The organism is Shinella sp. GW821-FHT11G07, assembly GCF_058808115.1.
Genome location: NZ_JBXARJ010000005.1, coordinates 131,981 through 158,019 on the forward strand (window position 1 = coordinate 131,981; position 26,039 = coordinate 158,019).

Annotated in this window: 24 protein-coding genes, 1 tRNA gene and 1 riboswitch; of the genes, 16 read left to right on the forward strand and 9 right to left on the reverse strand. The window is 63.5% G+C overall.

Annotation, left to right across the window (positions count from 1 at the left end; translation table 11 throughout):
• From AC1RT2_RS11705 to AC1RT2_RS11730, 6 genes are all read left to right on the forward strand, one after another.
• Positions 1-1,839, forward strand: coding sequence for an ABC-F family ATP-binding cassette domain-containing protein (locus tag AC1RT2_RS11705; RefSeq protein WP_493102019.1), 1,839 nt, complete (start codon positions 1-3; stop codon positions 1,837-1,839).
• 242 nt (positions 1,840-2,081) lie between these two features.
• Positions 2,082-2,324 (forward strand): hypothetical protein, encoded by a 243-nt coding sequence (locus tag AC1RT2_RS11710; RefSeq protein WP_069060694.1) that lies wholly within the window; start codon positions 2,082-2,084, stop codon positions 2,322-2,324.
• 99 nt (positions 2,325-2,423) lie between these two features.
• Positions 2,424-2,501, forward strand: a riboswitch (SAM riboswitch).
• A 60-nt stretch (positions 2,502-2,561) separates the two neighbouring features.
• Entirely contained in the window at positions 2,562-3,482 is a 921-nt protein-coding gene (metA, locus tag AC1RT2_RS11715; RefSeq protein WP_493102021.1) for a homoserine O-acetyltransferase MetA, read from the forward strand.
• Positions 3,483-3,484: 2 nt separating this feature from the next.
• Entirely contained in the window at positions 3,485-3,937 is a 453-nt protein-coding gene (locus AC1RT2_RS11720) for a GNAT family N-acetyltransferase (RefSeq protein ID WP_493102023.1), read from the forward strand.
• A 96-nt stretch (positions 3,938-4,033) separates the two neighbouring features.
• Positions 4,034-5,050, forward strand: coding sequence for an aldose epimerase family protein (locus tag AC1RT2_RS11725; protein WP_493102025.1), 1,017 nt, complete (start codon positions 4,034-4,036; stop codon positions 5,048-5,050).
• Positions 5,051-5,187: 137 nt separating this feature from the next.
• Positions 5,188-7,095 (forward strand): methyl-accepting chemotaxis protein, encoded by a 1,908-nt coding sequence (locus AC1RT2_RS11730; RefSeq protein WP_493102027.1) that lies wholly within the window; start codon positions 5,188-5,190, stop codon positions 7,093-7,095.
• Positions 7,096-7,170: 75 nt separating this feature from the next.
• Here the strand turns inward: AC1RT2_RS11730 and AC1RT2_RS11735 are convergent, their stop codons facing one another.
• On the reverse strand, positions 7,171-8,238 hold the full coding sequence (locus AC1RT2_RS11735) for an alpha/beta hydrolase family protein (RefSeq protein ID WP_493102029.1): 1,068 nt from the start codon (positions 8,236-8,238) through the stop codon (positions 7,171-7,173).
• Positions 8,239-8,375: 137 nt separating this feature from the next.
• Between AC1RT2_RS11735 and AC1RT2_RS11740 the strand changes: the two genes are divergently transcribed.
• The gene (locus AC1RT2_RS11740; RefSeq protein ID WP_493102362.1) at positions 8,376-9,395 is read left to right on the forward strand and encodes a helix-turn-helix domain-containing protein; all 1,020 of its coding nucleotides are present in this window, start codon (positions 8,376-8,378) and stop codon (positions 9,393-9,395) included.
• A gap of 3 nt (positions 9,396-9,398) precedes the next feature.
• Here the strand turns inward: AC1RT2_RS11740 and AC1RT2_RS11745 are convergent, their stop codons facing one another.
• The 4 genes from AC1RT2_RS11745 to AC1RT2_RS11760 all read right to left on the reverse strand — a co-directional run bounded on the left by AC1RT2_RS11745 (position 9,399) and on the right by AC1RT2_RS11760 (position 13,244).
• A complete protein-coding gene (locus tag AC1RT2_RS11745) occupies positions 9,399-10,712 on the reverse strand; it encodes an MFS transporter (protein ID WP_493102031.1) in 1,314 nt (437 codons plus the stop codon).
• Positions 10,713-10,757: 45 nt separating this feature from the next.
• Positions 10,758-11,123, reverse strand: a complete 366-nt coding sequence (locus tag AC1RT2_RS11750; RefSeq protein WP_493102033.1) for a MarR family winged helix-turn-helix transcriptional regulator — start codon at positions 11,121-11,123, stop codon at positions 10,758-10,760.
• A 145-nt stretch (positions 11,124-11,268) separates the two neighbouring features.
• Positions 11,269-12,966 (reverse strand): caspase family protein, encoded by a 1,698-nt coding sequence (locus AC1RT2_RS11755; RefSeq protein ID WP_493102035.1) that lies wholly within the window; start codon positions 12,964-12,966, stop codon positions 11,269-11,271.
• A 47-nt stretch (positions 12,967-13,013) separates the two neighbouring features.
• Positions 13,014-13,244 carry a hypothetical protein gene (locus AC1RT2_RS11760; protein ID WP_493102037.1) on the reverse strand — a complete coding sequence of 77 codons (231 nt, stop codon included), beginning with the start codon at positions 13,242-13,244 and terminating at the stop codon, positions 13,014-13,016.
• A gap of 179 nt (positions 13,245-13,423) precedes the next feature.
• On the opposite strand from AC1RT2_RS11760, the gene AC1RT2_RS11765 reads away from it, so the two are divergent.
• The 3 genes from AC1RT2_RS11765 to AC1RT2_RS11775 are packed head-to-tail and all read left to right on the forward strand — an operon-like array spanning position 13,424 to position 17,778.
• Positions 13,424-15,139 (forward strand): heparinase II/III domain-containing protein, encoded by a 1,716-nt coding sequence (locus AC1RT2_RS11765; RefSeq protein WP_493102039.1) that lies wholly within the window; start codon positions 13,424-13,426, stop codon positions 15,137-15,139.
• On the forward strand, positions 15,140-15,562 hold the full coding sequence (locus tag AC1RT2_RS11770) for a hypothetical protein (protein WP_493102041.1): 423 nt from the start codon (positions 15,140-15,142) through the stop codon (positions 15,560-15,562).
• A complete protein-coding gene (locus tag AC1RT2_RS11775; RefSeq protein ID WP_493102043.1) occupies positions 15,559-17,778 on the forward strand; it encodes a glycosyltransferase in 2,220 nt (739 codons plus the stop codon). Before AC1RT2_RS11770 ends, AC1RT2_RS11775 begins: the two co-directional genes overlap by 4 nt.
• 202 nt (positions 17,779-17,980) lie before the next feature.
• On the opposite strand, the gene AC1RT2_RS11780 is transcribed toward AC1RT2_RS11775, so the two are convergent.
• A complete protein-coding gene (locus AC1RT2_RS11780) occupies positions 17,981-19,336 on the reverse strand; it encodes a DUF4360 domain-containing protein (protein ID WP_493102045.1) in 1,356 nt (451 codons plus the stop codon).
• 95 nt (positions 19,337-19,431) lie between these two features.
• Complete coding sequence (locus AC1RT2_RS11785; RefSeq protein ID WP_493102047.1) at positions 19,432-20,022, reverse strand: DUF4360 domain-containing protein; 591 nt, start codon at positions 20,020-20,022, stop codon at positions 19,432-19,434.
• A gap of 248 nt (positions 20,023-20,270) precedes the next feature.
• Between AC1RT2_RS11785 and AC1RT2_RS11790 the strand changes: the two genes are divergently transcribed.
• Complete coding sequence (locus tag AC1RT2_RS11790; RefSeq protein ID WP_493102049.1) at positions 20,271-20,540, forward strand: hypothetical protein; 270 nt, start codon at positions 20,271-20,273, stop codon at positions 20,538-20,540.
• A gap of 184 nt (positions 20,541-20,724) precedes the next feature.
• Here the strand turns inward: AC1RT2_RS11790 and AC1RT2_RS11795 are convergent.
• Positions 20,725-20,799 (reverse strand) — tRNA-Gly (locus AC1RT2_RS11795).
• Between the two features lie 220 nt (positions 20,800-21,019).
• Here AC1RT2_RS11795 and AC1RT2_RS11800 point away from each other — a divergent pair.
• The 4 genes from AC1RT2_RS11800 to AC1RT2_RS11815 all read left to right on the forward strand — a co-directional run bounded on the left by AC1RT2_RS11800 (position 21,020) and on the right by AC1RT2_RS11815 (position 23,573).
• Positions 21,020-21,529, forward strand: a complete 510-nt coding sequence (locus AC1RT2_RS11800; protein ID WP_493102051.1) for a prolyl-tRNA synthetase associated domain-containing protein — start codon at positions 21,020-21,022, stop codon at positions 21,527-21,529.
• A gap of 63 nt (positions 21,530-21,592) precedes the next feature.
• On the forward strand, positions 21,593-22,558 hold the full coding sequence (trxA, locus tag AC1RT2_RS11805; RefSeq protein WP_493102053.1) for a thioredoxin: 966 nt from the start codon (positions 21,593-21,595) through the stop codon (positions 22,556-22,558).
• A 135-nt stretch (positions 22,559-22,693) separates the two neighbouring features.
• The gene (locus AC1RT2_RS11810) at positions 22,694-23,374 is read left to right on the forward strand and encodes an LON peptidase substrate-binding domain-containing protein (RefSeq protein WP_069060680.1); all 681 of its coding nucleotides are present in this window, start codon (positions 22,694-22,696) and stop codon (positions 23,372-23,374) included.
• Positions 23,375-23,384: 10 nt separating this feature from the next.
• Positions 23,385-23,573, forward strand: coding sequence for a Trm112 family protein (locus tag AC1RT2_RS11815; protein ID WP_069060679.1), 189 nt, complete (start codon positions 23,385-23,387; stop codon positions 23,571-23,573).
• A 167-nt stretch (positions 23,574-23,740) separates the two neighbouring features.
• Here the strand turns inward: AC1RT2_RS11815 and AC1RT2_RS11820 are convergent, their stop codons facing one another.
• Complete coding sequence (locus tag AC1RT2_RS11820) at positions 23,741-24,961, reverse strand: ubiquinone biosynthesis hydroxylase (protein ID WP_493102364.1); 1,221 nt, start codon at positions 24,959-24,961, stop codon at positions 23,741-23,743.
• A gap of 110 nt (positions 24,962-25,071) precedes the next feature.
• Here AC1RT2_RS11820 and tesB point away from each other — a divergent pair, with 110 nt between their 5' ends.
• Positions 25,072-25,959 (forward strand): acyl-CoA thioesterase II, encoded by an 888-nt coding sequence (gene tesB, locus AC1RT2_RS11825; RefSeq protein WP_493102056.1) that lies wholly within the window; start codon positions 25,072-25,074, stop codon positions 25,957-25,959.
• The last annotated feature ends 80 nt before the right edge of the window (positions 25,960-26,039 follow it).

The window sequence follows — 26,039 nt, forward strand, 5'->3', positions numbered from 1 at the left end:
TTGGCACCGCCCATCCTCAAACTCGACGACATCTTCCTGAGCTTCGGCGGCACGCCGCTGCTGGCCGGCGCAAGCCTCCAGGTGGAGCCCGGCGACCGCATCTCGCTTGTCGGCCGCAACGGCTCGGGCAAGTCGACGCTGATGAAGATCGCCGCCGGCCTTGCCGAGGCGCAATCCGGCGAGGTGTTCCGCCACCCCTCCGCCACGATCCGCTACCTGCACCAGGCGCCGGATTTCGACGGCTACGACACGGTGGCCGCCTATGCGGAATCGGGACTTGGCCCGAGCGACGATCCCTACCGCGTCACCTACCTGCTCGAACATCTCGGCCTCAACGGCACCGAGGACCCGAAGTCGCTGTCGGGCGGCGAGGCGCGCCGGGCGGCGCTCGCCCGCGTCATGGCGCCGGAGCCGGATATTCTCCTGCTCGACGAGCCGACCAACCATCTGGATCTCCCGACCATCGAATGGCTGGAAGGCGAGCTGCAATCGACCCGCTCGGCCCTCGTCGTCATCTCGCATGACCGTCGTTTCCTCGAAAAGGTCTCGAACGCCACTGTCTGGCTCGATCGCGGCCAGTCGCGTCGGCTCAATCGGGGCTTCGGTCACTTCGAAGCCTGGCGCGACGAGGTGCTGGAGGCCGAAGAGCTGGAACAGCACAAGCTCGGCAAGGCGATCGAACGCGAGGAACACTGGCTGCGCTACGGCGTGACGGCGCGACGCAAGCGCAACATGCGCCGCCTCGGCGCGCTGCACGATCTGCGCTCGCGCTACCGCGGCCACAAGGGCCCGCAGGGCAGCGTGCAGGCGAGCGCCTCCGACGCGCAAGAGTCCGGCAAGCTGGTCATCGAGGCGGACAAGATCGTAAAGAGCTATGGCGAGCGCACCATCGTCGCGCCCTTCTCGATCCGCGTGCACCGTGGCGACTGCATCGGCCTCGTCGGCCCGAACGGTGCCGGCAAGACCACCCTGCTCAAGATGCTGACCGGGCAGCTCGAGCCGGACAGCGGCACCGTCAAGCTCGGCACCAACCTGGAGATCGCGACCCTCGACCAGCGCCGCGAGGACCTGAACCTCGACGACACGCTCGCCCATTATCTGACGGACGGCCGCGGCGAGACGCTCATCGTCAACGGCGAGCAGCGCCACGTCACCGGCTATATGAAGGAATTCCTGTTCCAGCCCGAACAGTCCCGCACGCCGATCCGCAACCTGTCCGGCGGTGAGCGCGCGCGCCTCATGCTGGCCCGCATTCTGTCGCGGCCGACCAACCTCTTGATCCTCGACGAACCGACCAACGACCTCGACATCGAGACGCTGGACCTGTTGCAGGAGATCGTCGCGGGTTTTGCCGGCACCGTGCTGCTCGTCAGCCATGACCGCGACTTCCTCGACCGCACCGTCACCTCGACCATCGCGCCCGCCGATCCGGAAAACCCGGACGGCCGCTGGATCGAATATGCCGGCGGCTATTCCGACATGATGGCGCAGCGCCGCGGCGCAATCGAGGAGAAGCGCAAGGCGGAAAAGGCCGAGAAGGCGAAAGCCGCCGAGACAGCCACGGCCGCGTCACCCGATAGCAAGGGCAAGGCAAAACTCTCCTACAAGCAGAAGTTCGCGCTCGAAAACCTGCCGAAGGAGATGGCGAAGACGGAAAAGGAGATCGCCGTCCGCGAGGCGAAGATGGCCGATCCCGCCCTCTTCACCAAGGACCCGGCAACCTTCAACAAACTCGCCGCCGAGATGGAAAAGCTGCGCGAGCAGCTCACCAATATGGAAGAGGAATGGCTCGAGCTGGAAATGCTGCGGGAAGAGCTGGAAGGCCAAGGCGGCCGCTGAGAACGTCGCCCAACCTCTCCTTCGTCATGCTCGGGCTTGACCCGAGCATCCACCGACCGCAGCCGTGGCATGGATCCTCCGCTCAGGGCCGAGGATGAGGTTGCGAGTGGGCCGGGATGGGGAAAACGGACGCGAGACCGCCTGTTCCATCCGAAACAGCTTAAATTCCTCCGATATGGGAAAGTCTGATCACTGGATGAGAGGAGCTCATTCTGTAACCCGAAAGAGATCAGGAGAGTCCCATGCGCAAGTTCATTATCTCTGCAGTTGTCGCCGTCGTCGCTGCTGTTTCCTTCGCTGCCCCGTCCGAGGCCGGCTATTACGGCTACGGTCACAAGAGCTACGGTTACAACAGCTATGGCTACGGCCATCACGGCTACAAGCACTACCGCGTCAAGCGCCACTATGGTCACTACGGCCATCGCTGGGGCGGCCACTGGGGCGGCAAGGTCTATTACAAGAAGCGCCACTACAGCTACTACTAAGTTCTCGACGCTTTGAACGGTCAAGGCCCGGATGCTTGCTGCATCCGGGCCTTGACCGTTCCCGGCGATGGATTGATTCGCAAGGAAACTAGCGCTATCTAAAACGCTCGTGGTGATTTGGCCGGCCGGCTTGCAGCCACGTTAAACAAGTCGCTAAAGGGCCGCGCGAGGAAGACCCTTACGTGGACCGGTTGCGACATCGTTGCGGCCGGTTTTTGTTTTGGATCGAGTTGAGACATGCCCATCAAGATTCCCGATACGCTCCCCGCCTTCGAAACCCTCGTTCACGAGGGTGTGCGGGTGATGACCGAAACGGTGGCGATCCGGCAGGATATCCGCCCGTTGCAGATCGGGCTGCTCAACCTCATGCCGAACAAGATCAAGACGGAAGTGCAGATGGCGCGCCTCGTCGGCGCCTCGCCACTGCAGGTGGAACTGTCGCTGGTGCGCGTCGGCGGCCACCGTGCGAAAAACACCTCTGAAGACCACCTGCTTGCCTTCTACGACACGTGGGAAGAGGTGCGTCACCGCAAGTTCGACGGCTTCATCATCACCGGTGCGCCGGTGGAAATCCTCGATTACGAGGACGTCACCTATTGGGACGAGATGAAGGAGATCCTCGACTGGACGCAGACCAACGTGCATTCGACGCTGAACGTCTGCTGGGGCGGCATGGCGGCGATCTACCATTTCCACGGCGTACCGAAGCACACGCTGGAGGAAAAGGCATTCGGCGTCTACCGCCACCACAACCGCAAACCGTCGTCGGTCTTCCTGAACGGCTTCTCCGATAATTTCGAGGTCCCCGTCTCGCGCTGGACGGAAATCCGTGCGGAAGATATCCGCGCCGTACCGGGGCTTGATATACTGCTGGAATCGGACGAGACGGGGGTGTGCCTGGTGCAGGACAAGGCGAAGAATCTCTATATCTTCAACCATGTCGAATATGATTCGACATCCCTTGCCGACGAGTATTTCCGCGATGTTGCGGCCGGCGTGCCGATCAAGCTGCCGAAGAACTATTTCCCGCACAACGATCCGTCGCTGCCGCCGCAGAACCGCTGGCGTGGCCATGCGCACCTGCTTTTCGGCAACTGGATCAACGAAATCTATCAAACCACGAGTTATGATCTGGAAAAGATCAGAACAGGAGCCTGACCATGAGCCGTGTCGTCATTCGCCCTTTGCATGCAGACGATGAAGGCGAATGGCGCCGCCTGTGGACCGCCTATCTCGCCTTCTACGAGACGGTCCTGCCGGAAGAAATTTTTGCCACCACCTTCGCCCGGCTGACGGGCGAAGTGGCGGACGGCGAGTTCCGCGGCCTTATCGCCACGCTTGACGGCAAGCCGGTCGGCCTCGCCCACTACCTGTTCCACCGCTCCTGCTGGACGGTCGGCAATGTCTGCTATCTGCAGGATCTCTTCGCCGATCCCGAGGTGCGCGGCTCCGGTATCGGACGCGCGCTGATCGAAGGGGTCTATGCCAAGGCAAAGGAGGCGGGCTCGCCGGAGGTCTACTGGATGACCCAGGAGTTCAACGCCACCGCGCGCCACCTCTACGACCGCATCGCCGACAAGACGCCCTTCATCATCTACCAGAAGACCTTCTAAGGGCCGATTCTCGAAAAGTATGACTTTTCGGTTGCGGGCCGGAAGGAATTGCAGCAGTTTGCCGCCCGCAATTGGGATCGGCGAGGAGACGCGAGCGTGGGTGCAGGGAATGAAATTTTCGGTCGCCTTGAGTCCGGCGAGGCGGTCGAGCGCATCACGATCACCGGCGGCGGGCTAACCGCCCAGGTGCTGACCTGGGGCGCCGTCATCCAGGACCTCAGGCTCACGGGACAGGACGCGCCGCTGGTGCTCGGCTTCGAAGATCTCCCCTCCTACCTCGCCCACTCCCCCTATTTCGGCGCGACGCCGGGGCGCTGCGCCAACCGCATCGGCGGCGGGCGGTTTACGATCGACGGCACCGAGTACCAGCTCGAATGCAACGAACGCGGCGTCTCGCACCTGCACGGCGGCAGCGACGGCATCGGTCGGCAGAACTGGCATATCGCCGATCACGGCAGCGACTTCGTCACCCTGACGCTGGCCGACCCCGCCGGCCGCGCCGGTTATCCCGGCACCTGCGCCATCGCCTGCACCTATCGCCTGCCGGGCGATGGCGTGCTCTCCGTCGCCTACCAGGCGACGACGGATGCGCCCACACCGGTCAACCTCTGCCAGCACAGCTATTTCATCCTCGACGACACGGCCGACGCCCTCGGCCACGAGATCCGCCTTAAGGCCGAACACTATCTGCCGGTCGATGAGAACCTCATTCCAACCGGCGAAATCCGCTCCGTCGCGGGAACGCCCTTCGACCTCCGCGACTGGGCGCCGCTCCGCCGGCAGACCGAAGAGGGCGGCGTCGCCTTCGACCATAATTTCTGCCTCTCGGCCGAACGGCAGGAGAAACGCGCGGTAGCCCAGGTTCGCAGCCCCCTCTCCGGCATCTCGCTGGAGGTGCTGACCACGGAGCCGGGCGTACAGCTCTACACCGGCGCGAAAGTCAGCCCGCCGGTCCCAGGGCTCGATGGTCGCCGCTACGGCTCCTTTGCCGGCTTCTGCCTGGAAACGCAGGTCTGGCCGGATGCCGTCAACCACGCCGGCTTCCCGAATGCCATTCTTCGGCCCGGCGAAACGCTGCGGCAGGAGACGGACTACGTCTTTCGCAAGGGGTGAGACCCTCGGGTGCTGCGGCGCAACAAATTAGAAACCTTTCTATTAGACAAACGATGCCAGATTGACCCGGAATGTTCCCGGGTTGTTTGGGATGGAACGCGCCAGGACAGCGTCGGTCGCCCTTAGGGACGCTATCCATGAAAATTTCGGATCTCTCGATTTCCCGGAAAGTCGGCCTGCTCGTGCTTTTGATGGGGCTTGCCGCCGGCACCATCGCCACCGTCGGCAGCCGCGGGTTGACTTCGCTGGGTGCTGCCCTTTCAGATACCGGCGGACGTGAAGAAGTTGCCCGCGAGGCCATGGACCTGCGCATCGACGTCATCGCCATCAGCCGCATGACCTACCAGCTCGCAATCGCCCCGGAAAAGGCCGCCGATTTCGCCGCCGAGACGGAAAAGCGCGCCGCGGAAATGCTCGACCGCCTGCCGAAGATCGCCTCCACGGCCGATGCCAGCGAACAGAAGCTGCTCGACGGCGTTCGCGCGGCACTGACACCGTACTTCGAAGATATCCGCGCCATGGTGGCCGTCGCCGGCTCGGACAAGGGCCAGGACCGCGCCGCCGTTCTCGCTGCCCTCGACAAGGCGCTGGAAGGCCAGAAGGCCGTCACCGCCGCGCTGAAGGAATACACGACCTACTCCGCCAACACGCTGTCGGAATCGCGCGCCGTCGCAATCTCCCGTTCGACCACGACGCAGATCCTGCTGCTGGCGACCGCCTTCGTCTGCATCGTCGCTGGCATGCTGTTCAGCATGCTCTTCGCTCGCAACGGCATCGTGCGGCCGATCCAGCTGTTGACCGGCGTCATGTCCAATCTCGCCGCCGGCAAGCTCGACGACACGATCCCCTGCACCGAGCGCAAGGACGAGATCGGCGCCATGGCGCGCACGCTCGACGTGTTCCGCGCCAACGAGATGCAGATGCGCGAGATGGAGGCGCAGGAAGCCGCCCTCCAGGCGCAGAGCAAGGACCTGCAAACAAACATCAGCACCATTGTGGCGGCCGCGGCCGCCGGCGACTTTTCGCGCCGCATCACCAAGGCCTATGAGGACGAAGACCTTCGCCGCTTCGCGACGGGCGTCAATGATCTGGTGATCAATGTCGACCGCGGCGTCAGCGAAGTGCGCCGCGTGATCGCCTCGCTCTCGCATGCCGACCTGACGCAGGAAATGGCCGGCCACTTCCAGGGCGATTTCGCCGAGCTTCAGGCCAACGTCAACGGCGCCATGCTGACGCTGCGCAGCACGATGACCGGCATCCTCACCACCGCCGGCACGATATCCGGCAATTCCCGCGAGCTTTCCGCCGCGGCAAACCAGCTTGCCCACCGCACGGAGCAGCAGGCGGCTTCGCTTGAAGAAACGGCGGCTGCCCTCGAGGAAATCACCACCACGGTCAAAACCTCGACAAGCCGCGCGCTCGAAGCCTCGGAAATCGTGCGCGAAGCCAAGGACAGCGCCGACAAGTCCGGCGACATCGTCCAGAACGCCATCAGCGCCATGGGCCGCATCGAGCAGTCGTCGCAGAAGATCAGCCAGATCATCTCTGTCATCGACGAGATCGCTTTCCAGACCAACCTCTTGGCGCTGAATGCCGGCGTCGAAGCGGCGCGTGCCGGCGAAGCCGGCCGCGGTTTTGCCGTCGTCGCCCAGGAAGTCCGTGAGCTCGCCCAGCGCTCCGCCAATGCCGCCAAGGAGATCAAGACGCTGATCAACGCGTCGGCCGGCGAAGTGAAGGGCGGCGTCTCGCTGGTTCTCTCGACCGGCGACGTGCTCTCCGAGATCAAGGACCTGGTAAACCGCGTCAACGACCACGTCGTCTCGATCACGCGTGCCGCCCAGGAACAGTCCGCAGCGCTTGGCGAAATCAACACGGCCGTCAACCAGATGGATCAGATGACCCAGCAGAATGCCGCGATGGTGGAAGAAACCACCGCCGCAAGCCAGGTGCTGGCCAGCGAGGCCGCCCAGCTCCAGACCGCGCTGTCGCAGTTCCATATCGACACAGGACGCGGCAACGCCGTCTACCAGCGCCGCGCCGCCTGACGTCCTCTGCAAACACGCCAAAGACCAGCGACCTGACAACCGGTCGCTGGTCTTTCTCATTCAGCAACCCTCGGCTCAGAACGAACCCTTGAGGCTACGCTGAAGCGCATCGACGATGAGGCGTTTCAGCTCCGCATGGATATCCGCCCGCGACCGGCTACCCGTTTCGTCGCAGATCGGATCGATCTCGCCGACCGATTTCAGGAAGTCGCCAGCGCCATCCTTGCACTCCGGCAGGAAGCTGAAATGCACGGCTTCCGTGACCGTCGCATAGCTTGCCTGCGGCACCAGCGCCGCCAGCTTGTCGGCGATCACCGCTTCGGGAATTGCCCCCGGGCCGCCGAGATTGATGAAGCTCAACGGAATGTCGATCGCCTTGAGACTGTCATCGACATAGGCCTGCGCCAGCCCGGGATCCACCAGCACGGCCGCACGGATGCGCGGGTCATGGTTCGACTGTTCGAAACGGGCCTTGTCGAGCTTGCGCAGGTCGACTTTCTCCACGTCGACGGGCTTCTCGTCGACATAGCCGCGTCCGCCGGCAAACCAGGCGCAATCCCACTTGTCATAGCTGTCGCAATAGCGGGCATAGGCTTCGAGATCGGCCCGCGCACCGGCAATTTCCAGCGCGGTCGAACCGCCAAGCGAGAAGCCGACGACGCCGATCCGCGCCGGATCGATCGCAGCACCCCAGGTCGGATCGGTCGAGAAGCGATCGATCACCGCAGAAAGATCCGCCGTGCGCTCCCAGATGAGGGGCGTTGCCGCAGGCGTCGAATCCCCGCTCGTCGTGCCGGGATGGTTGGGGCCGACCACGACGAACCCCGTTTCGGCGAGTTTCATCGCCAGCCAGCCCATGGTTTCGACCCGCGCACCAGAGCCGTGCGACAGCAGCACCAGCGGAAAGCGGCCCGCGGCGATCGCCGCATCGCGCGTGGCGGGCTCTCCTTTGAAAATCCTGTTGTCGCCGACCAGGCCTGGCGTTCCACCGTCAGCGGCAGGGTACCAGACGGTGACCTCTATGTCGCGGCCACGTTCCGGCGCGGCAACGCCGAAGGTGCGAACGCCGACCTCGGCGGCATGGACGGATGTGATGGATGCACCCGCCATGAGAAGGACGGAAAACATGCGAAAGGGAAACATGGGAGCCTCGCTCGATTGATTTGACGGGCAAATCATCGCCGCTGACGGCCTTCCCGACGTCCTCGATCATGTTTGAGGTCGCCCTTGATCGCGATCCGGATCATGATGCGTCCATCGTCAACAGAACCGTTCCTGCCGTGCTCTTCATTCCCCTGCCCTTCGTCGTCGCCCTGCTGCTCGCCATCCGCTTCGTGGCGCTCTTGCGCAATCAGGAAAGCGGCAACCGGCCGTTTCTCGCCTTGATCGGGCTCTGCATCCTGCAATCCGTCATCGTCGGCCTGCGCTGGGGCTATGACCTGACTGCGCTGCGCTATGTGCTGCCTGTGCTGGCGGCGTCGCTACCGCCACTGGTGCTGGCGAGTTTCCGCAGCCTGATCCAGCCCGATCGGCAAGACATGCCCTGGCTCAACGTGCTGCCGCCGGTCGTCGTCATCGCCCTGCTGCTGTTCGCACCCTATTTCATCGACGTTGCCCTCGTCGTCATCTTCGTCGGCTATGCCACGATCCTGCTGCGGCTTGCCACGGCCGGTCCCGACGGGCTGGACGAGGCGCGGCTCGATGGCGCTGCGGGCGCGCACAAGGCCCTGCTGATTGCCGCCGGCGCGCTCTGCATTTCCGCATCCTTCGATATCGCGGTCGTGCTCGATTTCGAATGGAGCCGCGGGGAGAACGTGCCGATGATGGTCAGCAACGCCAACCTGCTCAGCCTCTTCCTCCTCGGCCTGACGGCAACCGTCGCCGCCCGCGCCCGCGCGCTCCCCGCGGCGCCCGGCGAGACGGATCAGGATCCTTCCGCGGATGAAAGGGACCGCGACGTTCTGGAGCGCGTCGACCGGCTGCTCGCCACGCAAAACCTTTTTCGCGACGAGAACCTGACGCTCTCGCGCCTGGCGCGGCGGGCAGGCGTGCCGGCCCGACAGATTTCCGGCGCCATCAACCGCCTCGCCGGCAAGAACGTCTCGCAATATATCAACGACTTCCGCATCGCCGAGGCCTGCCGGCTGCTGCGCGAGACCGACATGCCGGTGACCTCGGCCATGTTCGAAGCCGGCTTCCAGACGAAATCGAACTTCAACCGCGAATTCCGTCGGGTCACCACGCAGAGCCCCGCCAGCTGGCGGGCGGAAAATCGCTCGCCAAGCCCGGCAGGCGGTTGACGCTCATGCAGGCTGCGCTGCCGCTTCCGGCATTTTCGGCTCGCGGATCGTAACGACAGCAAGCGCACCGATGAGGCACAGCACGCCCGCGATGAAGAAGGCGGGAAGATAGGTCTCGTATGCCGTCCGGGTGAAACCCGCGCCCCAGGCGGCGAAGGCGGCGCCGAGCTGGTGACCGGCGAAAACCCAGCCGAACACCATGGGCGCCCGTGCTCCGAAGCGGTCGATGGTGAGCTTGAGGGTCGGCGGAACGGTGGCGACCCAGTCGAGACCGTAGAACACGGCAAAGATCGACAGTTCATAGAAGCTGAAACTGGTGAAGGGCAGATAGACCAGCGAAAGCCCGCGCAGCCCGTAGTACCAGAACAGCAGGATGCGGCTGTCGAATCGATCGGACAACCAGCCCGAACCGATCGTGCCGGCAATGTCGAAGATGCCGATGATCGCCAGCATGCCGGCAGCCGCGGTGGCGGCCATGCCGAAATCACCGCAGAGCGCGATGAAATGCGTCTGCACCAGCCCGTTCGTGCTGGCGCCGCAGATGAAGAAGGTGCCGAACAGCACCCAGAAGATCCGGGTCTGCGCCGCCTCGATCAGGACCGCGATGGGGGAGGCAAGCATCGCGCCCAGTGTTGCCGGTGGTGTGGGGGCGACGACCACTCCATCCTTCGCGCCATAGGGCGCCAGGCCGACATCAGCGGGGTGATCACGCATGAAGACGAGGACGACGACGGCCGCGAGGAACAGCATGGCGAGAATGAGCGTAAGCGCGTCACGCCAGCCGAGGCTCTCCATGAGCGACGCCATCAGCGGCAGGAACACCAGCTGGCCGGTCGCCGTGCTGGCCGTCAACAGGCCGACCACGAGGCCGCGCCGGGTGGAAAACCAGCGCGTCGCGACCGTCGCGCCGAGAACCATGGCCGTCAGCCCCGTGCCGAAGCCGACAACGACGCCCCAGAGCAGGGTGAGTTGCCAGAGCTCCGTCATCGCGAAAGATCCGAGAATGCCGGCGCCGATCAGTAGAAGCGCGACGCTCGCGACCCGGCGGATGCCGAAGCGGTTGATGAAGGCGGCGGCGAAGGGTCCCATCAACCCGAACAGCACGAGGCGGATAGCGAAGGCGGAGGAAATTTCCGACGTGCTCCAGCCGAATTCCTGTTGCAGGGGACCGATCAGGACGCCCGGCGTGCCGACGGCACCCGCCGTCACCAGCATGGTCAGGAAGGTGGTGGCCGCCACCACCCAGCCATAATGAACGCCATGGCGGGCGGCGAAACGCGAGATCGTCGTGCCGGTGGAAGGTAGGGTGTTCGGCATGCGGCATCCAATCTACGGGTAGCTACCCGCTTAATTGTCAAAAAATCACAGCAGGCTGTTCAGTTCGGTTATAAGTGCGAGTTTTTCCGGCCCGAGGCGGGCGGCCACGTCGTCCTGGCAGGCCTGCCAGAGCGGCACGGCGGTCTGCAATATCTCGGTACCACCGCCGGTCAGAAGCACCAGCGCCTCGCGCTGATCGTCTCCACTCCCGAATTCGACCAGCCCCATGCGTTCGAGGACGCGGACATTGCGTCCAAGCGTCGAGCGATCCAGTTCCATATGCCGACCAAGCTCCGTCAGGCTCACCGGCTGGCGCCGCTCGACATTCCTCAGCAGGGAAAACTGCGCAATGTTGATGCCCGTCGGCTCCAGCGCGCCATCATAGAGGGCGCTGAGCTTGCGGTTGGCCATTCTCAAACGGTTGCAGTAACACGGTGCGGTCATTATGCGGGTATATGCCCACAACTAAGCTTTAGTCAAGACCGCCGGCTTCCACGACCGGCTGGAGACATTGCCGTACGGCACGCACAACAAATCAAATCTGACGCGAAAACCATCAACCGAAACGGCCGCGTGCCCAGTCGTCCAGCCGCTGCTGCAGGATTTCCTTGTCGCCTTCGGACAGAGCGGCCCGCGTCGCGCGCAATTTCTCCAGGGCGTCTTCCCGCCCCTCGCGTGACGCCAGCGTGAACCAGAACGCGGCCTGCAGCAGGTCCTTTTCGACCCCGCGACCTTCCTCATACAGATTGCCGAGATTGACATAGGCAGCGACCGCGCCGAGCCGAGCGCCGCGCGAATAGAAGTCGAAGGCCTTTTTCGGATCCTTCTCGACGCCCTTGCCGTCCTTGTAGAGGTTGGCAAGGTTGACCATGGCACTGCGGTCGCCGAGATCCACGCCCTTCTGGAAGTTCTCCGCGGCCGCCTTCAGATCGACCTTGGTGTCGAGCCCCTTGAGATAGATGAGGCCGAGCTTGTCGAAGGCGGCACCCCAATTCTGGTTTGCCGCCTTTTCCAGCCAGATACGCGCCTTGCCATAGTCCTGCGCGACCCCCTGGCCCTGGAAATACATATAGCCGACATTGCTCTGGTCTTCGGGATGCCCGCGTTCGGCGGCATAGAGGTAGAGCTCGAAGGCCTTTGCCAGATCGAGCTTCACCCCGAGGCCCTTTCGGTAGAGGTTGCCCATATTGTGATAGGCGGCCAGATTGCCTGCGGCCATGGCCACTTCGTTGAGCTTGTAGGCATCCTCGCCGCGGCCGGCCTTGTCGAAGGCACGGGCAAGCAGCGTCTTGAAGCGCATGTTGGTGGGATCGCTTGCCACCGCCGCCTCGCAGGCCGGAACGGCGATCTGCGGATCGAGATTGGCATATTCCACGCTCGGGCCGATACGTTCCGGATCGGAGGGATGGGCGGCCGCTAGATCGCACGGCGTCGCCTCGACGACCTTGGGACCGCCGGCCTGCGGAATGAGCACGACATCGCGGACGAGCGACGAATTTTCCCACGGGATCTGCTCGCCGCCGGTCGCCTCGACCACCCGGGCGCGTGTTTCCTTGAAGATCGCCTCGATCGATTGCCCCGGCGTGCGCAATGCGGCGGTCAGCGCCTTGGTATAGGGGCTGTTCCCGCCCTTGCCATCCTGCGCCACGTCGCCCGGCGAGGTGGAGAAGGCGATCAGCGTTCCGGTATGTTTGCTGACGATGCGGGCGAGCCCGCGCGACAGGGAATCGCCGTTCCCGATCGAACGGGTCTTGCCGTCCTTGCCGAGGAAGGGATTGTCCCGGCAGGCATCGAGGATGAAGATGATCGAACCGGCCTTCGTGCCCTCGAGCTGGCGCAGCACCTGGCTTGCCGACATGGCGACGAGCGGCAGGTCCATCGCATCGGCAATCCTGGCATCGATCGGCACCAGGAAATTCTCTTCCGACGCCTGTAATCCATGCCCGGCATAGTAGACGAGCACGACGGAGTCGGGCTTGATCTTGTTGCGGAAGTCGATGAGCGCGCGCTCCATGCCGGACTTGTCGGCGTTGCGCACGAGTTGCACCTCGAAGCCCACGTCGCGCAATGCCGCATCCATGGCATCCGCATCGGCCAGCGCATTCTTGAGCGGGGGCAAATCCTTGTAGGCTTCATTGCCAAGCACAAGCGCAAGACGCTTGACCGGAGACGCTTCGGCAAAGGCCAGTCCGGGAAGGACAACAAGAAAGAAGGAAAGGGCATAAACAAGAAGGCCATGGCGTCGCATGTCCATCAACTCCTTCCCATAGTAGTTCTACAGTGCGGCTTGAACGCAGGCCGTCAGTAGTTGCTTCTCAATGATTGAGAAACCGAACTGCTTGCCTTCTGAGTTTTCCGAGCTTGGGCGACCTTCGCAGGCTGTTTTTTGACAACCTTCGCGCAGCGCGAAGACTTTGGATTCGTCTTGCAAATCTCCGGCGCACCGGCAGTCGTCTCACAACCGCTGATGATCATCGATGCCGTAAAAAGAGCGACGAGCGCCGATATCTTCCCTGCCAGCAATCTCGCCATGGCCCATCCCCACTTCGCACGGTTATGGCTTGAGAATACACTACTGTCGAAGAATTAAGTGCCCTCATCCTCTGGGTTTATCTAGCGCTTGTCAAGTTTGGAAGCGTCGTGCTCTATGCTGTCTGTCGGACAATTCAAGGCGGGCCGCAGACGGGTCGATCCGGCCAGGGGCGTTTCCTATGATGCTCTTCGGGAAGAACAAACCGGATCGATTGCGGCGTCTCCTGGCGCAGAACGCCCATGCCGCACACATCGCCGGGACGATCGTCGCGCGCGCCGACGACATGGGCCGGGCGGCACCCATCGAACACCGCATCGATCCGGCGCGTGGCATCCTGCTTGAGACGAGCCGGCTGCTCGGCGAGCGCGTCGTCACGCTTGGGGTGGCGTGGGCTGTCACCGGCCGTGCCGCCTTCCGGCGCAGGATCGGCAGTGAAATCATGGCCGCCGCCCGGTTTCCCGATTGGAACCGGCAGCATTTCATCGACACGGCAGAAATGGCTGCTGCCGTGGCGATCGGGCGAAACTGGGCGCAGCCCGTCATGTCGAAAAACGAGCTGGCGCTGGTCGACGACGCCCTTCTTCGCCACGCACTGCTTCCCGGCCTCTCTTCACTGCATGCCGGGTCGGACTGGACAACGGCGCGGACCAACTGGACGCTGGTGTGTTGCGGCGGCCTGATCACCGTTGCGGCGCTGACGCGCTCGGCCATGCCCGAACCCTGCGACGAACTCCTCGATCTCGCTCTCGGCCCGTTCCGCTCGGCCCTTTCCATTTTCGACGACAAGGGCGGTTGGCCGGAGGGCGCCGCCTACGGCGCCTATGCCGCGCGCTACGCCATCCTCGCCGTCGAGGCGCTCACGGAGGCTGGCCTGTCGCACCGCGTGCCCGAGGAGGTCAGCCGCCTGCCCGCCCATTGGCGCTTCCAGCGGGCGCTCGTCAGCCCGTCCGGCCAGGGTTTCAACGCCGGCGACGAGCCGACCGAGCACGAACGCTCCCCGATGCTTGGCTGGTTTGCCGCACGCAGCAAAGAGGAGGGCGCCGTTTCATGGCAGTGGCAAGCACCGGGTGCGGTCCATCCCTTCGATCTTCTCTGGTACCACGCGCCGCCCGGCTCGCCGGTTTCCGAAGCAGCACCTCCAATCGAGGTGTTTGACGCCGGATACGCCATCCTGCGCCACCTCGCCGACGGAACGGAGTGGTACCTGGCCGCCCGCGCCGGGCGCAACGCCACAAACCACTGCCATGCCGACCTCGGAAGCTTCGTGCTCGATGTGGGGAAAGAGCGTCTTGTTTGCGATCTCGGTCGCGAAGACTATGCGGCGCCGGGTTACTTCGACCCTGCACGCCGCCCCTCCTATTTCCTGACGCAGACCCGTGCGCACAATGTCGCCTTCGCCGGCGAGCAATCGAGAGAGGCCGAGGCGACCATCGCGGCAGACGGTTCCCGGATCGCGTTGGATATCGTCGACCCCACGTCACCCTTCCGGCATCTGCGCGGCTTTACACCCGGCGAAAACGGCGGCGTCGTCGTTGCGGACCTGATCGTGCCGAAGCACGACAGCGACAGGCCTTCGGTCCTCTGGCAGTGCCACACGCAGGCTGCGGCTTCCGATGGCGACGGACGGATCTGTCTCGGTGATGGCGACCTTGCGATCACTGCTCGCCTTTATGCACCCGACGAACACCCGCTCACGATCGAGCCGATCGCGGCCGATGAGGACCGCTTCAGCCAAATCCGGCGCTTGACCGCCCGACTTGCGGTACCGGCCGACGGCCTGTTCGTCGCGTGCCTGTTTTCCGACCGACAAGGCGAGCCGGATCAACAGTCGGTGGAAGCCTGGCTGAGAGAGATCGCCAGCGTGCGATGGCCTAAACAAACCGAGGAGGCATGAATGGATCTTCTGCGGTTCTTCCGGGCCGATCGACAGCCCGCGGCCACGGCCGCAGAACAGAACGACCTCTACATCTACCGCTCGGCCGGGCCGAAACGCATCGTGGTCGTGACGCTGTTCGAGGTGGCCCGCGACAAACACGACGAGATCATCGCCAAGATCGGCAAGACCTTTGCAGGGTATGACAAGATCGTCTACGTCACCGACGTGCCGGAGTTCCTGCACTTTCGTGCCGCCGGCGCGGCGTTCGAATATTTCCCGTCGCTTACAGAGCAGGCACGGCACCGCGATGCGCTTTGCTGGCACGCCTATCTGAGCGCCCGCTGGGAGATCATCCTTGCCAAATGGCAGCCCGAGCATGTCCTTGCCTACGGCGCCAACATCGACCGTTTCCTCGCTGCGACAGAGGAGCGGCCTGCATGACGGTCTGCCGCTACGACATCGTTTTCGTCGCCGACGTGCGTTTCGAGGGGGGTACGTCCACGGCCCTTGCCGCGGAAATGACGGCGGCCGCGTGCGAAGGCTGGAGCACGGGGCTGCTCATGGTGAAGGGGCCGATCCTCGGCCTGCCCTTCCCGGTGCATGCGGACATCCGCGCCCATCTCGACAACGGCCTGACGGACCGGGTCGATCCGGCGCAGAAGGTCGAGGCCCGGCTGCTGCTGCTGCACCATCCCGGCATCCTGATAAACCCGCTGCAGCCGCGACCGATGATCGAGGCGGAAAAAGTGGTGATCGTGCTGCACCACCCCGCCATCGACCGGGCAGGAAGCCGGCAATATGACATCGCAACCGTCGTGAAGCACGCGCGCTTCGCCTTCGGCAAGCCGGTGCTGCTGGCGCCCGTCAGCGCCGTCGTCCGCAAAAGCCTGCCGCGCCATCTGCCGCAGGATTGCGCCCTGCTGGAGGAGGATTGGCACAACCTCATCGATCTCGACGACTGGCCCTGCCGCAAACCACAGGCCCTCAAGATGCCGGTGCGCATCGGCCGGCATTCCCGTCCGCACCCCCAGAAATGGCCCGACACGCTCGAGGAGGCCAAGGCCGTCTATCCGACGGATGCCAGGCGCTATGAAATCCGCATGCTGGGCGGAGAAGAATTCCTGCAGGCCCATTACGGCGCGATCCCGGAAAACTGGAAGCTGCAGCCGTTCGGCTTCACGGGTGTCGCGGAATTCCTCGCCGACCTCGATTTCTATGTCTATTACCACAGCACGGCCTGGTCGGAGGCTTTTGGCCGCGCGATCCTGGAGGCGCTTGCCGCCGGCCTCGTCACCATTCTTCCCAAACATTTCGAGCCTCTGTTCGGCGAAGCCGCGCTTTATGCCGTGCCCGATGACGTCAAGATGCTTATCGACCACCACATCGCCAATCCGGCCCTCTATGCTGCCCAGAGCGAGCGCGCCCGCCGCTTTGCCGTGGAGCGGCACAGCATCGAACGTTTTGCCGGTCGGATTGCCGCCCTGATGCCCGCCGATGCGGATAAGCCGCCGTCGCCAACACTCCTCATGCCACCGCTGCCGGCGCGTCCCGTGCTCTTCCTGTCGTCGAACGGGGTCGGCATGGGCCATATCACCCGCCAGATGGCCGTCGCCGACCGCCTGCCGCCGGATCTCATTCCGGTTTTCGCGACCATGTCCTATGCCGCAAAAGTGGCGGTCGATGCCGGCTACCAGACGCATTTCTTCAACCACCACAGGGCCATGGGCGCGGATACGCAGGACTGGCGCAGCGTCTTCGCCGACGAGCTTTTCGAACTCGTCAGCCATTTGAAGCCCGCCGTCATCGCCTATGATGCGACAGCCGTTTTTCCCGCCATCGCTGACGTGCTGGCGCTCTTTCCGGATATCTATTCCCTCTGGATGCGCCGGCCGATGTGGCGGGAAGGCCATCGCCTCTTCCTCGATCTGGAAAGCGCTTTCGACGCTGTCATCGAACCGGGCGAGTTTGCCGAGGAATTCGACACCGGGCCGACCAGGGACGTTCGCCACCGCGCCTATACGGTACCGCCCGTGCTGCACATTACGCCGGAAGACCGCATGGAAAGGGAGGAAGCCCGCCACCTGCTCGCTCTGCCGACGGGCAGCACGGTCGTTGCCCTGCAGATCGGCTCGGGCAACAATTTCGACATGGCAGGGGTTCGCGCGGCCGTCATCGACGCCGTGCTGTCCCATCCCGATACGGTCGTCGTCGAGTTCCGGTCACCCATTCGCGCGGCCGTCGAGCCCATCCAGCCGTCCGGTCCGCGCCACCTGGTGCGCGAGGCCTATCCCGTCTTCCGCTACAGCCGCGCCTTCGACGCCGCCGTATCGGCCGCCGGCTATAACGGCTTCCACGAAAACCTGCTCGGCACCATCCCGACCCTCTTCGTGCCGAACGAGGCCGATGAAATGGATATGCAGCTCAGCCGCGCCCGCTGGGCAGAACTCAACGGCTACGGCTGGACCATGCGGCGTGACACCGATCTGCCGCGCTGCCGCGACTTCATCACGCGGCTTCTCGACCCATGGCAGCGGCGCCACATAGTGGCGCGCTGCGAGGCTATCGACTGGCAGAACGGCGCCGACAGGATCGCCGCCTTCATCACCGATCACGCGCGGTTCGTGCGCTCCGACCGCAAGCTCGCTGATTCGCTCTAGAGCAAACCCGGTGAAATCCGGTTCACCCGAATTTCTCTAGGATATTGTTTCGTCGCATTAACCGACGCCGAAGCGATGCCGCTTCGCCCGGAAACACTCGGAAAGCCAAAAACACAAAAGCCCCGGACAACTACTAGCCGACGCTCGCGCAGCGATGCCATGGTGCCGTTTAATATGTAGAAACATAGCTATCGTGGCAGGCTCAGAACGACGCTTTCACCTGTCCGCCGATATTCCAAGTAGGCTTGTCGCTTTCGCGGAATGTTGCTGACAGCGATGTGTTCAACTGCCAGTTCTTATCCAACTTCCAGCCCACGCGACCCAAGACCGTCGCGAAATTCTGGTCATCGGCGTTGCCGTTCACGTCGCCGACCCAGTCGACGGATGCCTTCGCGCCGTTCTTGCCCGCAAATGTGCGACCCACGGCGCCCGTGATGGTGTAGTCGAACCGCTCGTCGACCTTGCGACTCCAGGAAAGCTCCGCGCTGACAGAATCTGCGGTGGACCGGCTGGATTTTACATGGGCGGCAAACAGGTTCTTGTCCGAAATCTCCTCGTCGTACCCGTCGAGGTTCAACCAGGCGCGCGTGAAACGGGTCGAGAGCGCCAGTTCGTTCGCATCGTCGGGCGCATAGATCACGCCGAGCCGGGCGTAGGAGGCAAACAGTGAGCCGGACGTCGCCCCGCCCGTGAACACCATCTCGTCCAGATTGACGTAGCTTCGCGACAGCGAGGCGGAAACGCTGGGTGATCCCCATGCGCCGGCCTCACCGAAGGCACGCCAGGTGGCTTGCGGCGTTGTATAGCGCACGCCGCCAGCAAGAAGCGCGAGCGTGTCAGAAACGGCGTCAGCACCGTTCGGATTGACCATCGCCACGCCGCCGAACATGCTGACGCCGCTGCCGGCCTCCCAGCGCCCGTTGAAGCCGGCGGCGGCTTGCGAGCTTGCGAAAACGCCAATGTAGTTTCCCTCGTCGAAGCGGCCTGCCTGGCCCAGCAGGTTCTGCGCGATATCCATCAGGTCGACCGCGATGGACTGCCTCTGGCGGGCGATCTGGTTCGCCGATTCGACAACCGACGCGGTGGTGGTGAAACCGAGCCGGGCGAAATCGATAGAATCGAGAAACAGTATGGATTCGAACGCGTCATTGTCGAGCGGGCCGGTCGCATCCAGAATGACGGAGAGATCCAGCGTATCGGATCCCGAAACGCCGAGCCGGCCCGAGATCGACACATCTTCTTCGCCAGATCCTGAAATCTCGTAATTCAGGATCTGCATGCGTTCCTGCAAGGCGCGAATGGAGGCGATCTGGCCCGCCTCCGTCGAGGCAAAGCCGCGATAGTCCACTGCAAAGACCGAGTGTCCGTTCGCCTGAGTGACGGGCACGCTGAGTTTGCATGTGCTCATGGCGCGCCGCACACCGGAGGCCCCACCCGCGGTCACCGAGAAGTCGTCGAAGAGGAAGCTCGTCGCGTTCCCGTCGGGCGATTGCACACGGGAGAACGTGCCATCCGCACAGCCGTCTGCCGCCAGGGCCACAGTCGGCAGTGGCGCCAAGGCGAGCGCGACAAGCGCGAAACGAGCCGGAATACGCATCTACAAAATTCCTGAAGAATGGGGGCAGCGCCAAACGCTACCCCGGGAGTCATCCGTTAGCGGCACTTGCGCCATTGCAGGCTATAGACGATGGCGGCTTTGACGTCCTGCGTATCCACCGTCGCCATGGCTTCCTGCTTACGCGTGGTGTTGACGCGGATGCTGGAGTTGGTCCTGAGGTTCACATCCTCGCCGCATGCTGACCAGATCAGCGAATCGGCAACCAGCTTGTTGGTGATCAGGTAATCCTTCTCCGTCGGGCCGTTGAAGGTCTTCGTGAACGACGGGCCGCGGGTTCCCGCAAAGAAATATTCCACGTTAAACTGCGAGCGCGCGCCGCGCGGAAGCTGGTTGAAGCCGCGATAATCGATGGCGAGAACCGAGACGCTGCGACCCTGCGGCACATGAACGGGAATCGCCACGTTGCAGGTCTTGCGGTCGAAGCTCTTGCCGGTATCGCCGCCGGCTTCGACCACGTAGTTGTCGAACAGAAGGCTGAGTGCCTTGCCATCGGGGCTGATCGTTGCCGAGACGCTGTCGGACGGGCAGCCACTTCCGCCATATCCGGGCACGCCAAGCGAGATGTCGTCCGCATGTGCAGCCGACGCGAGAAGAAGAGATGCGAGCAAGAGACCTGCGGTTTTCATGGAATTTCCTCGATTTCGAAACGAACCCAGCGTTCGCTGCATTGGATAGAGCCAGTGACCTGAACCGCCGCTGAGCGCCGCCTTCATTCTGGAGTCATCCAGCGGATGCCAAGATGTAGGGTGGATGGTTAAGGGCATTTTAAGTTAAAGTGTTCGCAAGGGTGCCATTCGAGGGCAAAATTGTGGCGCTGGAACAATCGGGACGAGGCACCAAACAGCGCAGTCGCCAGGAAAATCTGGAGTGAAACATGTCGAACGCCAAGTTCAAGCCAGCCACTGCGGCCGTCCTTCTCGCCATAAGCCTCGGCGTCTCCGGCTGCGCGGCAAGCGCACCATCGCGCTCGCACGCGGAAATGCGCCAGTCCATCTCCCCGCAAATGAGAGAGCACCAGAAAAAGCAAAGGCTGAGAGCGATCGAAGGCAACTACAAGCGGATTTACCGGCCAAGGAATTGCGGGTTCGCCGCCCGTAATTGCGACGGCTTCCCGCAGCTGGGCGCTAGCGAAACACTCGATTGACGCAAGACGCCGTCAAATTGGTCCTTGGAGCCGATTTACCGAGGGTCGTGCGCTACGGTTGTGCGTCCCACCTCGTCACCCGATGGCAACCGCGCGCCATTTCACCTCATCCACCGCCCGAGATTCCGACTGTCCAAACGCACAAAAGCCCCGGCGAACCGAGGCTTTGAAGGTCTGGAAGAATTGGAGCGGGTGAGGCGATTCGAACGCCCGACCCCAACCTTGGCAAGGTTGTGCTCTACCCCTGAGCTACACCCGCTCATCATCGTCGGCCTGGGGTAGTGGTTGGCCGAAGGTCGCTGCTGCGTTGCGGCGACGGGCGCTATATGGCCCAAGGCCTTTTTAAATGCAACAGAGAAATGTCGGATTTTGCAGAAAAAATCGTGGCGACTTTCAAAGCGCCGGTTTTCCGGGCGGTTGCGCTGGGGCTGCCGAAGCCCTATCAGCGGGCAGGAGCAATTCATGCCGGGAAGACAAGAATGACCGACACGCAGCCGAAGACCGACAAGGACCTCTTTCAGTTTCTCGATGGGCTCGGCATCGCCCACAGCACGAAGGAACACGCGCCGGTCTTCACCGTCGCCGAATCGGTGGCGCTGCGCGACGAAATCCCCGGCGGCCACACGAAGAACCTTTTCGTGAAGGACAAGAAGGACAATTATTTCCTGATGACGGTCGAGGAGCATGCAACGGTCGACCTCAAGACCATCCACAGCGTGATCGGTGCGGCAAGCCGCGTCTCCTTCGGTAGGCCGGAAAAGTTGATGGAATATCTCGGCGTCATCCCGGGCGCGGTCACCGCTTTCGGCGTGATCAACGATGTCGCGAACAAGGTGAAGATCATCATCGACGCCGACCTGATGGCCTACGACACGATCAATGGGCATCCGCTGCGCAACGATGCGACGACCTCGATCGGCTCGAAGGATCTGTTGCGCTTTATCGAAGCGACCGGACACGAGCCGCTTGTCTTGAAAGTCACGTCCTGACATACGATTTTGGGCGCAGCGACGACGAATGAAGGCGCGCGGTTCGCGCCACAGGAGAGACCCATGAGTGCAGGCGACAACCCCTATGCATCGTCCTATGGCGGGCAGATGAACGTTTCGGCGAACTATGGCGGCGCGGCACCGGCGGCGGATGACCTGATCAAGGACACGACGACCGCGAATTTCACGCGCGACGTGCTGGAAGCCTCGCGCCAGCAGCCCGTTCTCGTCGATTTCTGGGCGCCCTGGTGCGGCCCGTGCAAACAACTCCAGCCGATTATCGAGAAGGTCGTGCGCGAAAGTGCGGGCCGGGTGAAGCTCGTCAAGCTCAACATCGACGACCATCCCTCCATTCCCGGCCAGCTCGGCATCCAGTCGATCCCCGCCGTCGTCGCCTTCGTCAACGGACGGCCGGCCGATGGCTTCATGGGCGCCGTGCCGGAAAGCCAGGTGCGCCAGTTCATCGACAAGATCGCCGGCCCCGCGGGCGCTGACGAGAAGGCCGAGATCGAGGCACTGCTCGCCGAAGCGAAGACGTTGTTCGACGCAGGCGATCTCGACGGTGCGGCCGATCTCTACAGCACTTTGCTGCAGGCCGATCCGGAAAATGCGGCCGCTCTTGCCGGCATTGCCGACTGCATGATCGCCGTCGGCCAGCCGGAGAGTGCCCGCCAGGCACTCAGCGACCTGCCGGACGCCGTAGCGGCCGATCCGGCCGTCGTGGCCGTGCTGAAAAAACTCGACCAGATCGAAGAAGCGCGCAAGCTCGGCGACCCGGCTGCCCTTGAACAGGCGCTGGCGCTCGACCCCGATAACCATGCCGCGCGGCTCAATCTTGCGAAAATCCGCAATGTCGAGGGCGACCGCCAGGCGGCGGCCGACCATCTGCTGCACATCATGAAGCGCGACCGCACCTTCGACGACGACGGTGCCCGCCGCGAGCTTTTGCAGTTCTTCGACATCTGGGGACCGAAGGATCCGGCAACGATGGCCGCCCGTCGCAAGCTGTCGGCGATCCTGTTTTCCTGAGGCATTTTTCCGTGGAACGGTGCGGCCTCCCTTGAGAAATGCCGCACCTACCCCACATTCGGGAGGAGGCGCGAGGACGAGGGGCGGGAGATTTTCACCGCGCCGCGGACCGACCGGGAATGGGAAGGCAATGCCATGCATGTGGGAAATGCGCGTTATCTGAAGCCGGCGGACCTGCCCGAGGCCATCCCCGTCTTTCCGCTGACGGGCGCCCTGCTGCTGCCCGGCGGGCAATTGCCGCTCAACATCTTCGAGCCGCGTTATCTCTCCATGCTTGACGATGCGCTCGCCACGCACCGGCTGATCGGCATGGTGCAGCCGGTCTTTGGCGACCACCGCGCCGATGACACCGCAAGCGAAACGCCGGCGCTCTGCCAGGTCGGCTGTATTGGCCGGATCACCTCGTTTGCCGAGACCGGCGACGGGCGCTACATCGTTTCGCTGACCGGCGTGTGCCGTTATCGCCTGCTGGAGGAGGTGCGCGGCAGCAAATCCTACCGCAACTTCCGCATCGCCCCCTTCATCGCCGATCTGACCGCGCAGGACGACGAAACGAGCGTCGACCGCGACGCCTTGCTCGCCGCCTTCAAAGCCTATCTCGATGCCAACAAGTTGGAAGCCGACTGGGAAAGCGTGGAGCGCGCCAGCAACACGACGCTCGTCAATTCCATGGCGATGATGTCGCCCTACGGGCCGGCGGAGAAACAGGCCCTGCTGGAGGCGCCTGATCTCAAGACCCGCGCGGAAACGCTCATCGCCATCACCGAGATCGTGCTGGCACGCAGCTACGGCGATGTCGACACGATGCTGCAATAGGACGCCAGCAATGAATGCCAGCACCAGCCAGGTCGACCCCAAGCTGCTCGAACTGCTCGTCTGCCCGCTGACCAAGGGTCGGCTAAGCTACAATGCGGCAACCGGCGAACTGATTTCGGAAAAGGCAAAGCTCGCCTATCCGATCCGCGACGGGATCCCGATCATGCTGATTTCCGAGGCACGCGAAATCAAGGATTGAGGGCGGAGTACCGAGCAGTTGTCCGGGGGCACGGCACCCTCGGTCGTCATCCTCGGGCTTGACCCGAGGATCCACGCAGCACGGCATGCCTGGAGATTGTAGATCCTCGGGTCAAGCCCGAGGATGACGCAGAGGGGTGGGATGCGCGTTTAGAGGTTCACCGCGAATCAGATCCGCTGGCCGACCAGCATACGCGGATGACCGCCGCCGGACGTGCCTTCCGCCTGGCGGATGAAGAAGGATTTGAGGCCCGGCAGGCGATCGACGACACCGAGGCCGACATCGCGCAGCACGCGCAGCGGCGTGGCATCGTTGGAGAACAAGCGGTTCAGCACATCCGTGGTGATGCCCATGCGCACCGTATCGAAGCGGCGCCAGGTTTCGTAACGCTCCAGCACGGAGATCGCGCCGATATCGAGGCCGAGACGGTCGGCCTCGACGATCGTCTCGGCAAGCGCCGCCACGTCCTTGAAGCCAAGGTTGAGGCCCTGGCCGGAAATCGGGTGAATGCCATGCGCCGCGTCGCCGGCAAGCGCAAAACGCGGTGCGACAAAGGCGCGGGCAAGCGTCAGGCCGAGCGGAAAAGCGCGGCGGCCGCCGACGACCTTCAGGCTGCCGAGCTTGTGGCCGAAGCGGCGCTCCAGTTCTTCCTCGAAGACCAGGTCGTCGCTTTCGACGAGGCGGCGCGCGTCTTCCGTGCGCTCGGTCCAGACGAGCGAGGAACGGTTGCCGGTGAGCGGCAGCGTCGCGAAGGGGCCGGCGGGCAAAAAGTGTTCTTCTGCCGTGCCATCATGCGGGCGCTCGTGCTCGACCGTCGTGACGATGCCGGACTGGCCGTAGTCGAAGCGCACGGTCTTGATGCCGGCCATGTCGCGCAGCTTCGAGCGCACGCCATCGCAGGCGACGAGCAGCCGGGTCTGGCGTTCGGAGCCGTCCGAAAGACGGACCGCCGTGGCGTGCTGGCCGGTGGCAAACCCGTCTGCCGAGGTCGCCCAGCGCACGGCCACGCCGAGGGTTTCGGCCTGGCGCAGCAGGCTGCCGGTCATGGCGCGGTTCGGCACCATATGGGCGAAGGGCTGGCCATCGTCGCCGGAGCCGGTTCCCTCGAAGGTGAGGAAGACCGGGCGCACCGGATCGGCCGTGCGCGAATCAGTGATGACCATGCGGCGGATGGGTTCAGCTTCCGGCGCGATCTCGTTCCACACACCAAGCACGTCAAGCAGGTTGCGCGCGGCGGCAACGATCGCCGAGGCGCGCTCGTCCTTCTGCCAGACATGCTCCGGCGCGCCGTCGACGACTTCGACGGCGAGGTGCGGCGCGGCTTTCTTGATTGCGACGGCCAGCGACAGGCCGACATAACCACCGCCGGCGACAAGGACGTCGAGCATGGGGGCTTCGGGCATGGCGTTCTCCTGGACGCTTGAGGTCTGCTTTTGCTCTATATAGAGGAAGAAGGCCCGCTTTCCTACCTTGGGCCACCCTTGGGAGCCACGTCCAAATGTCGCGCCAACCTGCACAAAACCCCGCCATGGATGCCCTTCTGGAGACGCTCGACCTGGAACGGCTGGAGATCCGGCTGTTTCGCGGCAAGAGCCCGCAGGTCGGCTGGCAACGTGTCTTCGGCGGGCAGGTGATCGGCCAGGCGCTGGTGGCGGCGACGCGAACCGTGGAAGAACCGGGCCGCTTCGTGCATTCACTGCATGCCTATTTCGTGCGGCCGGGCGATCCCGCCGTGCCGATTCTGTACGATGTCGAAAACATCCGCGACGGCGGTTCCTTCGCGACGCGCCGCGTCGTCGCCATCCAGCACGGCAAGCCGATCTATTTCATGACGGTGTCCTTCCAGGACGACGAGGATGGTTTTGAGCACCAGGCCCCCATGCCGAAAGTGCCGCCGCCGGAGGAATTGCTCGGCGAGGCGGACCTGAAGGCGCAGTTCATGACGCAGGCGCCATCGCATATCCGCGCCTATTGGGAGCGCCCGCGACCGATCGAATTACGCCCCGTCTCGCTCACCCACTATTTCTCGCGCGACAAGCTGGAGCCCAGCCAGAACATCTGGGTGCGCACCACCGGGCCGGTGCCGGCGGAACGCCACCTCCAGGCAGCCGTGCTCGCCTATCTCTCCGACATGACGCTGCTCGACACGTCGCTCTTTGCGCACGGCACTTCGGTGCTCGATCGCTCGCTGCAGGTGGCGAGCCTCGACCATGCCATGTGGTTCCACCGGCCGCCCGTTCTCGACGACTGGCTGCTCTACAGCCAGGACAGTCCTTCGGCATTTGGCGGCCGCGGCATGACCCGTGGCGCAATTTTCACCCGTTCCGGCACCCTCATTGCCTCCGTCGCCCAGGAAGGGCTGATTCGGAAAAAGGCAACTGAGTAATTTTTACTCATAAGTCTATTAACGCCTATTTTTTGACCATTTGCGGTGATGATTTTTTGCACCGCAACATTGGTGCGATT